This window comes from Cupriavidus sp. SK-4, assembly GCF_000611125.1.
Taxonomy (GTDB): Bacteria; Pseudomonadota; Gammaproteobacteria; order Burkholderiales; family Burkholderiaceae; genus Cupriavidus; species Cupriavidus necator.
The window spans coordinates 41,202-50,061 of sequence record NZ_JFJW01000127.1 but is presented as its reverse complement, the minus strand read 5'-3'; the positions used below and the strand labels follow the sequence as shown (position 1 = coordinate 50,061).

The window sequence follows — 8,860 nt, the reverse complement described above, 5'->3', positions numbered from 1 at the left end:
CGCTTGTGCAGTTCGCGCTGACCGTCCCGACCATGTTGGATAGAGCCATGCAAGCGCTGTATCTGCTGGCACTGGAGCCGGTGTCTGAAGGGACGAGCGATCCGAACTCCTATGGGTTTCGGATCAACCGCTCTACCGCGGACGCCATGTCCCAGCTATTCCTAAACCTGTCCAGAAAGGCCTCGGCCCAATGGATTTTGGAAGCGGATATCAAAGGCTGCTTTGACCATATCAGCCACGACTGGCTGGAGCGCAATGTCCCGATGGACAAAGCAATCCTTCGGAAGTGGTTGAAAGCTGGCGTGGTATTTCAAGGCCAGCTTCAGGCGACCGAAGCCGGAACACCACAGGGGGGCATCATTTCCCCCACTCTGGCAAACGTGGCGCTGAACGGGTTGGAACGGCAACTGGTTAAGTCTCTCGAGACTAAACTGGGCGTCGTCAACACGAAGAAGCTAAAAGTGAATGTAGTGCGCTATGCGGACGACTTCGTGATCACTGGCAGTACGCCGGAGATCCTAGCAAGCGAAGTGAAGCCGTGGGTAGAACAGTTCTTGGCAGTACGTGGGCTGACGCTATCGACGGAGAAAACGCGGATCGTCAACATCGCCGATGGCTTTGACTTCCTTGGGTGGAATTTCCGGAAGTATTCGGGAACGCTGCTCATCAAGCCGAGCAAGAAGAACGTGCGAACGTTCTATAGCAAGGTGAAAGGGGTCATCAGTGGCAACAAAACGGCGAAGCAAGTGAGCATCATCAACTTGCTGAACCCGATGCTAAGAGGCTGGGCGCAGTATCACAGCCCGGTGGTTGCGAAGGCCACGTTCAACCGCTTGGAGTATGAAGTATCCAAGGCTTTATGGCGGTGGGCGAAACGGCGACATCCACAGAAGACCACCGATTGGCTGCGGAAGAGGTACTACGCGCCAGTCGGGGATCGGAGTTGGGTGTTTGGAACCACGGTCGTGGATGACGACGGCAATAGCCGATGGGTGGGGCTTTATTCCCTTGCGGGTACGCCTATCCAAAGGCACAAGAGGGTTCGAGGGGACTATCACCCCTTCGACCCAGCGCAGGAAAGATACGGTGAAACGCTGCGTCAGGAGCGCATGTTACACAACATGTCGCATCGGAAGCAGTGGATTAAGCTCTACATTTCCCAGCGGGGCTTGTGTGCGGTGTGTGGGTGCAAGATCACCAAAGAGACGGGATGGGAAGACCATCACATCGAGTACCGTACGCGCGGAGGCTCGGGTGCTCTAGGGAATCGTGTGCTGCTACACCCTGATTGCCACAACCAGGTGCACCACCACGGCAGACCCGTAGTGAAACCGGTACAATAAACAGTACTTTGAACGGCTTGAGCCGTATGCGGGGAAACTCGCAAGTACGGTTCTTAGGGGGGGATGGGTCAGCAATGACCTGTCCCTACCCAACTAAACAGGAGAACACCCCATGAACGCAGTCGCAGAGGCACCCGTTACCGAGGACGTGCCGGCACCGTTCGTCTTTACCGACAGCGCCGCCGACAAGGTCAAGCAGTTGATCGAGGAAGAGGGCAATGCCGAACTGAAACTGCGCGTGTTCGTGCAGGGCGGCGGCTGCTCCGGCTTCCAGTATGGCTTCACCTTCGATGAGGAAGTCAACGAAGACGACACCACCATGGTCAAGAACGGCGTCACCCTGCTGATCGACTCGATGAGCTACCAGTACCTGGTCGGCGCCGAGATCGACTACAAGGAAGACATCAACGGCGCGCAGTTCGTGATCAAGAACCCGAATGCCTCGACCACCTGCGGTTGCGGCTCGTCGTTCTCGGTCTGACCGACACCGGTCCCGGAAAAAAACGCACCTTCGGGTGCGTTTTTTCTTTTCCGCGATGGCTTACTGCGCGGCGCGCCAGACTACGGGAAACCAGTCTTCGCGCATGCGCTCGCCGGTCTGCTGATCGATGCCGGGGAACGGCGGCGAGGTGCGCCCGGGCCGCTGCATGAAGCGCACGTCGTCGCCCAGGAAGCGCGCCGAGAACGCGCGCCGGCGGCCGGTGCCGGTATTGCCGGCGGCGCCGTGCACGGTGCGGAAGTCGAACACCACGGCATCGCCCGGCTCCAGTTCGGGTGCGAGCAGGATGTGGCTGCCGTCCTCCACGTCCGGCATCTCCATGAAGGCATCGTCACCCCCATAGAAGTTCTCGTTGCTGGCCCAGCGCTTGGGCCGCACCAGCCGCGGCCAGCGGTGCGAGCCGGCCACCACGCGCAGGGTATTGGCCTGCGTCACCGGATCCAGCGGGATCCAGTAGCTCGCGGTCTGGGCGCCCTCGACACAGTAATAGGGCAGGTCCTGGTGCCACGGCGTGGGCTTGGCCGTGCCGGGCTCCTTGACCAGGATGTGCTCGTGGAATACCTGCACCGCCTGTGACTGCATGATGTGCCCGGCAATGGCAGCCGCCGGCGACTGGCGGATAAAGTCATCGAACGGCGTAATGCGCTGCCAGTTGCAGTAGTCCTCGAAGAAGCGCCCGCTCTCGCCGGGCCGTACGTTCTCAATGGCGAAGGGGCCCGGCTCGGCCAGGTTCTGCGCAAAGCCGTCGCGCAGCCGTTCGACCCATTCGGTGAAGGCGCCGCGCAGCACCAGCACGCCGTCGCGCTGGTAGGTGTCGATCTGTTCCTGGGTGATGTCCATGGCGATGTTGTGTGGGGGCGATGCACCCAGTATCGCCATGCATCATGGATAGGAAAAGCATATATTTCCTATGTTGCGATATAGGAAATCATGATTCCCTTCTCCTTCCGCCAGCTCGAATACTTTGTCGCCGCAGCCGAGCACGGCAGCATCAGCGCGGCGGCTCGTGCGCGCCATGTGTCGCAGCCTTCTGTCTCCACCGCGATCGCGCAGCTGGAAGACACCCTGGGGGAGTCTCTGTTCAAGCGCCAGGTCAGCCGCGGGCTGTCCCTGACGCCGGCCGGGCAGCGCCTGCTGGGGCGGGCACGAGACATCCTCGCGCTGGCGGCCGGCCTCACCGTGGACGACGCCACCGGCCGGGGCCTGACCGGCCAGCTGTCGCTGACCTGCTTCCAGGACCTCGGGCCGTACTTTGTGCCACGTCTGCTGGCGGGGCTGCGCCAGCACCATCCGGGCATCTCGGTGACCCTGTTCGAGGCCGACCTGGCGACCGTCCACCGCACGCTGCAGGCGGGCAAGGCCGAACTGGCGCTGACCTATGAACTGGGGCTCGATGCCCGCACCGAGCGCCGCACGCTGGCGGAACTGGCGCCCTATGCGCTGCTGCCCGCCGGCCATCCGCTGGCAGGCGGCACCGATGTGAGCCTGGCCGACCTGGCCGGCGAACGGCTGATCCTCGAGGACATCCCGCAGACGCGCGAGTACTTCCTGTCGCTGTTCTGGGCACATGGCCTGCACCCGGTGCTGCACCAGTACACGCAGACCTTCGAGATGCAGCGCGGACTGGTGGCGCACGGCTATGGCGTGGCGCTGTCGTGCACGCGCCCGGCCGGCGACCACAGCTACGACGGCGTGCCGATCGCCTGCCTGCCGCTGCGCGAGCCGGTGACGCCGCAGCGCGTGGTGCTGGCGCGCTCGCCGGCCATGCGGGCTTCACCGCTGGCGCAGGCGTTCATGGATTGGGTGGAGGCGGGCGGCGCGATGCGCCTGCCCTAGCGCGGATAGATCGCGCCCAGCACGCGCGGCCCGGCGGCGCCGGTCACGGTGGGCACGTTGCCGGGCAGGCGCAGCAGGCACTGGCGTGCCAGCCAGGCAAAGGCGATGGCTTCGACCTGCGACACCGGCACGCCGTAGTCTTCCGAGGTCTCGATGGCCACGCCGGGCAATGCCTGCGCCAGCCGTGCCATCACGAACGCATTGCGGGCGCCGCCGCCGCAGACGATCAGGCGGCGCGCATCGGGCGCATGGGTGCGCAGGTCGCGCGCGATGGCTTCGGCAGTCAGCGCGGCCAGCGTCGCCTGCACGTCGGCAGGCGCGAGGTGTTGGAACGATGCCAGGCGGGCTTCGAGCCAACCCGGATGGAACAGGTCGCGCCCGGTGCTCTTGGGCGGTGCCGCGCTGAAGTAGGGCTCGGCCAGGCACTGCGCCAGCAGCGCGGCGTCGACACGCCCGCTGGCGGCCCAGTCGCCGTTGCTGTCGAAGGGAAGCCCGCGGTGGCGGCCGACCCAGTAGTCAAGCAGCGCATTGCCCGGGCCGCAGTCGAAGCCGCTGACGGCGCCGCCCGCCGCGGGCAGGATGCTGATATTGGAGATGCCGCCGATATTGCAGGCAACGCGGGTTTCGGCGTCGCTGCCGAACAGTGCATGGTGCAGCGCCGGCACCAGCGGCGCGCCCTGGCCGCCGGCGGCGAGGTCGCGGCTGCGGAAGTCCGCCACCACGTCGATGCCGGCCAGCTCGGCCAGCCGCGCCGGATGCTGGCTCTGGCGGGTGTAGCCGATGCCGTCATACAGGCCTGGCCGATGGCGGATCGTCTGGCCGTGGGCGCCGATCGCGGCCACCGCGGCCGCGTCGACCTGGGCCTCGCCCAGCAGGGCGGCCACGCAGCCGGCGTAGACCTGCGCCAGCGCATTGGCTGCCAGCGCCTCGCGATGGATCTCGTCCTCGCCCGGCTGCTGCAGGGCGGCGAAGGCCGCGCGCAGGGTGTCGGGAAAGGGCTGGCTGGCGGCCGCCAGCACGGCGGGCCGCGCACCGCTGAAATCCACCAGCACCGCGTCGGCACCGTCCATGCTGGTGCCGGACATGATGCCGATATAGCGTTCGCTGCCAGTTACGGGCTGGGTCACGATGGGCGCGGTCAGTTGGAGGCGGTCAGCACGTTGTAGGTGCGCAGCGCATTGATGCGGCTAAGCAGCCCGCTGGTGTAGGTCAGGAATTCCTGGCGCGACTTGCCGGTCAGCGTCGGCGATTCCATCAGCGTGATGGTCAGCGGGTTCTGCGGCACGTCGTTGAAGCGGAACTCATAGTGCAGGTGCGGACCGGTGGCCCAGCCGGTCGAGCCGACATAGCCGATCAGCTGGCCCTGGCGCACCGGCTGGCCCTGGCGCATGCCGGCAAAGCCGGACAGGTGCGCGTAATAGGTCGAGTAGCCGTTGGCGTGGTTCAGGATGACGATATTGCCGTAGCCGTTCTGCTGGCCCACGAACTCGACCACGCCGTCGCCGGTGGCCAGCACCTTGGTGCCGGTCGGGGCGGCGAAGTCCACGCCCTTGTGCTGTGCCCAGTCATGATGCAGCGGATGCTCGCGGCCGCCGAAGCCCGACGACACGCGCGAGAATTCCACCGGCGAACGTAGGAACGGCCGCTTCATGCTGCGCCCGTCGAAGGTGTAGTAGGCGCCGCCGTCCTTGCTGTCCTCGGGCGCGAACCACAGCGCCTGGTGCAGCTGGTTGCGGTTGATCAGCTCCAAGGCGACCACGCGACCGTTGCGCACGAAGGTGCCGTCGCGGAAGCCCGCTTCGTAGATGATGCGGAAGCGGTCGCCGTTGGCGATGTCGTGGTGGAAGTCGATCACGCCGGAGAAGATCGACAGCATCTGCTGCACGACTTCGTCGGGCACGTTGGCCGCGTCCATGGCCTTGAAGAATCCGCCCGCGGAAATCGCGCCCGAGGCCATCTCGTAGTGCACGTCGTTGTCGACGCGCTGCACCTTGGCCTTGTAGGTGGCGGCGGTGTCGTCGCTGGCCGCGCGCACGCGCTCGATCACCAGCTCGCGCGAGGCCGCTGCGTCGCCGCCCAGGTTGGCCTGCAGCGACACCAGCGTGTTGCTTTCGTCGATCTCCGCCTGCACCGCCTGGCCGGGGTTCAGGTTGAACAGGCCGCGCGCGGTCGGGTTCTTGACGATGAACGCCTGCGCGTCGGCATCGTCCACGCCCAGCCGCTTGAGCAGGCTGGCGATGGTGTCGCCGCGCTGCATGCGTTCTTCGCGCACGTAGACGGCCTGGTTGTCGGTAAGCTGTTCAAGTTGCTCGCGCACGTCGGGCATGCGCAGCGCTTGCTGCGTGCGCGGTGCGAGCGGATCGTCAAAGGCGCTGCGCGGCGCAACGCCCATCGCCGCGGCCATGCCGAGCGTGAAGATTGCGCCCACCGAGGCCGTCAGTTGTTTGCGCCGCCGCGCGTGCTGGGGGTTGGTCGGATCGACAAGAACCACCAGCTCACGCGCGAAAACTTCGCGGAGTCTGGACCACATCACGTAAAATTCAACCTTGGTCTGAGCACCGCTGCCGGGGACGATGTGTCTCGTCTGCCTTCCTCCCCCGAGGTGCGGCGCGGGCTCTTCACTGTTATTTGGCCGCCTGCATTGCTGTGCAAAGTGGCGTGTAGCGCACTGGAAAGGCTTCCGTAGGCGCCGGGAATCGCGGATTATACCAAAATCCAGCCCTGGCGGCTGTCAGGAAATTTCCTAAAATTTCAAGTATTTCAAAGACTTACGTCATGACTGAAGTTGCCACGGGCCCCACGGCCAAATACCCCCTGACGCCGTCGGTGATGCAGGCCCTGGAAGTCTCCAAGCGAGGCTGCGACGAACTGCTGATCGAATCCGAATGGGCGCAGAAGCTGGCGCGCAGCGAGGCCACCGGCGTGCCGCTGCGTATCAAGCTGGGCCTGGATCCGACCGCGCCCGACATCCATATCGGCCATACCGTGGTGCTGAACAAGCTGCGCCAGCTGCAGGACCTCGGCCACCAGGTGATCTTCCTGATCGGCGACTTCACCTCGACCATCGGCGATCCGTCGGGCCGCAACAGTACGCGCCCGCCGCTCACGCGCGAGCAGATCGAGGCCAATGCCCAGACCTACTACCGCCAGGCCAGCCTGGTGCTGGACCCGGCCCGCACCGAGATCCGCTACAACAGCGAGTGGTGCGATCCGCTGGGCGCGCGCGGCATGATCCAGCTGGCGGCCAAGTACACCGTGGCGCGCATGATGGAGCGCGACGACTTCACCAAGCGCTTCCGCTCCGGGATTCCGATCTCCGTGCATGAGTTCCTCTACCCGCTGATGCAGGGCTATGACTCGGTCGCGCTGAAGTCAGACCTGGAGCTCGGCGGCACCGACCAGAAGTTCAACCTGCTGGTCGGGCGCGAGCTGCAGAAGGAATACGGCCAGGAGCCGCAGTGCATCCTGACCATGCCGCTGCTGGTGGGCCTGGACGGCGTCGAGAAGATGTCCAAGTCCAAGGGCAACTATGTCGGCGTGACCGAGGCGCCCAACGAGATGTTCGGCAAGCTGATGAGCATCTCGGACGACCTGATGTGGCAGTACTACACGCTGCTGTCGTTCCGCCCGCTGGCCGAGATCGATCTGATGAAGCAGGAAATCGCGGGTGGCCGCAATCCGCGCGACTGCAAGGTGCTGCTGGCGCAGGAGATCGTGGCGCGCTTCCACAGCCAGGCCGATGCCGAGAAGGCGCTGGACGATTTCAACCACCGCGCCCGCGGCGGCGTGCCGGACGATATCCCGGCGGTCAGCCTGACCGGCGCGCCGCTGGGCATCGCGCAACTGCTCAAGCAGGCCAACCTGGTGCCGTCCACCTCGGAAGCCAACCGCAATATCGAGCAGGGCGGCGTCAAGATCGACGGCGCCACGGTCAGCGACAAGGCCACCAAGGTGGCCGCCGGCACCTACGTCGTGCAGGTCGGCAAGCGCCGCTTCGCGCGCGTGACGCTGGCCTGAGGCGGCCGGGATGATCGCGCTGATCCAGCGGGTGGCCCAGGCCCGCGTCACGGTCGAAGGCCGCACCACCGGTGAAATCGGCGCCGGCCTGCTGGCGCTGGTCTGCGCCGAGCGCGGCGACACCGAGGTGCAGGCCGAGCGGCTGCTGGCCAAGATGCTGTCGTACCGGGTGTTTTCCGATGCGGCCGGCAAGATGAACCTGCCGGTGCAGAACATGGACGGCAACGGCAACGCCGGCGGGCTGCTGGTGGTGTCGCAGTTCACGCTGGCGGCCGATACCAACAGCGGCACGCGGCCGAGTTTCACGCCCGCTGCCTCGCCCGAGGACGGCCGGCGCCTGTATGAGCACTTCGTGGCGCAGGCGCGCGCCGCCCATCCGCAGGTGCAGACCGGCGAGTTCGGCGCGATGATGCAGGTCAGCCTGGTCAACGACGGCCCGGTCACCTTCTGGCTGCGGGTGGCGCCGGCCTGAACAGATTCCAAGCTGCCGCGCCCCGGCGCGGCACCAAGACAGGAGAGACAAATGAAACTCTGGAGCAAGTCCTTCAACGACAACGCGCCGATTCCCGGCGAGTTCGCCTTCTGCGTGCCCGACGCCGCCGCCCACGTGGCCCTGTCGAACAACCGCAATCCCGACCTGCGCTGGGAAGACGCCCCGGCCGAGACGCGCTCGTTCGTGCTGATCTGCCACGACCGCGACGTCCCCAGCAAGGGCGACGACGTCAACCAGGAAGGCCGCGAAGTGCCGGCCACGCTGCCGCGCGTGGACTTCTTCCACTGGGTGCTGGTCGACATCCCGCCGGGCCTGACCTCGATCGCGGCGGGCTCGCACAGCGACGGCGTGATCGCGCGCGGCAAGCCGGGCCCCGAAGCCACCGGCGGCACCGCCACCGCGGGCGGCCTGCGCCACGGCATCAACGACTACACCGGCTGGTTCGCCGGCGATGCCGACATGAAGGGCGACTACTACGGCTATGACGGCCCGTGCCCCCCGTGGAACGACACGCTGCTGCACCACTACGTGTTCACGCTGTATGCGCTGGACATCGACCGGCTGCCGCTGGATGGCACCTTCACCGGCGCGCAGGTGCGCGAGGCGATCCAGGGCCATGTGCTGGCGCAGGCCAGCCTTACCGGCACCTATACGCTGAACCCGAAGCTGGCG

9 protein-coding genes are annotated in these 8,860 nt (G+C 65.7%); 6 read left to right on the top strand and 3 right to left on the bottom strand.

All coding sequences use genetic code 11. The features are described from left to right. Both CF68_RS26420 and erpA read left to right on the top strand, forming a co-directional pair. Nucleotides 1-1,343, top strand: a 1,343-nt coding sequence (locus CF68_RS26420) for a group II intron reverse transcriptase/maturase (RefSeq protein ID WP_035824664.1), incomplete at its 5' end; no start/stop codon positions are given. A gap of 112 nt (nucleotides 1,344-1,455) precedes the next feature. After that, complete coding sequence (erpA, locus tag CF68_RS26415; protein WP_010813904.1) at nucleotides 1,456-1,824, top strand: iron-sulfur cluster insertion protein ErpA; 369 nt, start codon at nucleotides 1,456-1,458, stop codon at nucleotides 1,822-1,824. 60 nt (nucleotides 1,825-1,884) lie between these two features. On the opposite strand, the gene CF68_RS26410 is transcribed toward erpA, so the two are convergent. Next, nucleotides 1,885-2,682, bottom strand: coding sequence for a phytanoyl-CoA dioxygenase family protein (locus tag CF68_RS26410; protein WP_035824661.1), 798 nt, complete (start codon nucleotides 2,680-2,682; stop codon nucleotides 1,885-1,887). Between the two features lie 90 nt (nucleotides 2,683-2,772). Here CF68_RS26410 and CF68_RS26405 point away from each other — a divergent pair, with 90 nt between their 5' ends. Next, a complete protein-coding gene (locus CF68_RS26405) occupies nucleotides 2,773-3,678 on the top strand; it encodes a LysR family transcriptional regulator (RefSeq protein WP_035824648.1) in 906 nt (301 codons plus the stop codon). Here the strand turns inward: CF68_RS26405 and CF68_RS26400 are convergent. Next, nucleotides 3,675-4,805, bottom strand: a complete 1,131-nt coding sequence (locus CF68_RS26400; protein WP_035824646.1) for an anhydro-N-acetylmuramic acid kinase — start codon at nucleotides 4,803-4,805, stop codon at nucleotides 3,675-3,677. The genes CF68_RS26405 and CF68_RS26400 overlap by 4 nt on opposite strands. A gap of 11 nt (nucleotides 4,806-4,816) precedes the next feature. Next, nucleotides 4,817-6,208 carry a M23 family metallopeptidase gene (locus CF68_RS26395; protein WP_035824643.1) on the bottom strand — a complete coding sequence of 464 codons (1,392 nt, stop codon included), beginning with the start codon at nucleotides 6,206-6,208 and terminating at the stop codon, nucleotides 4,817-4,819. 245 nt (nucleotides 6,209-6,453) lie between these two features. Between CF68_RS26395 and tyrS the strand changes: the two genes are divergently transcribed. The 3 genes from tyrS to CF68_RS26380 all read left to right on the top strand — a co-directional run. After that, nucleotides 6,454-7,695: a tyrosine--tRNA ligase gene (gene tyrS / locus CF68_RS26390; RefSeq protein ID WP_035824641.1), complete on the top strand. Its 1,242-nt coding sequence runs from the start codon at nucleotides 6,454-6,456 to the stop codon at nucleotides 7,693-7,695. Between the two features lie 10 nt (nucleotides 7,696-7,705). Beyond that, nucleotides 7,706-8,167: a D-aminoacyl-tRNA deacylase gene (gene dtd / locus CF68_RS26385; RefSeq protein ID WP_035824639.1), complete on the top strand. Its 462-nt coding sequence runs from the start codon at nucleotides 7,706-7,708 to the stop codon at nucleotides 8,165-8,167. 51 nt (nucleotides 8,168-8,218) lie between these two features. Next, nucleotides 8,219-8,860, top strand: a 642-nt coding sequence (locus CF68_RS26380; protein WP_035824659.1) for a YbhB/YbcL family Raf kinase inhibitor-like protein, incomplete at its 3' end; no start/stop codon positions are given.

Coding starts and splice junctions, on each gene's coding strand:
- erpA (WP_010813904.1), top strand. CDS start 1,456: ATGAACGCAGTCGCAGAGGCACCCGTTACCGAGGACGTGCCGGCACCG.
- CF68_RS26410 (WP_035824661.1), bottom strand. CDS start 2,682: ATGGACATCACCCAGGAACAGATCGACACCTACCAGCGCGACGGCGTG.
- CF68_RS26405 (WP_035824648.1), top strand. CDS start 2,773: ATGATTCCCTTCTCCTTCCGCCAGCTCGAATACTTTGTCGCCGCAGCC.
- CF68_RS26395 (WP_035824643.1), bottom strand. CDS start 6,208: ATGTGGTCCAGACTCCGCGAAGTTTTCGCGCGTGAGCTGGTGGTTCTT.
- tyrS (WP_035824641.1), top strand. CDS start 6,454: ATGACTGAAGTTGCCACGGGCCCCACGGCCAAATACCCCCTGACGCCG.
- dtd (WP_035824639.1), top strand. CDS start 7,706: ATGATCGCGCTGATCCAGCGGGTGGCCCAGGCCCGCGTCACGGTCGAA.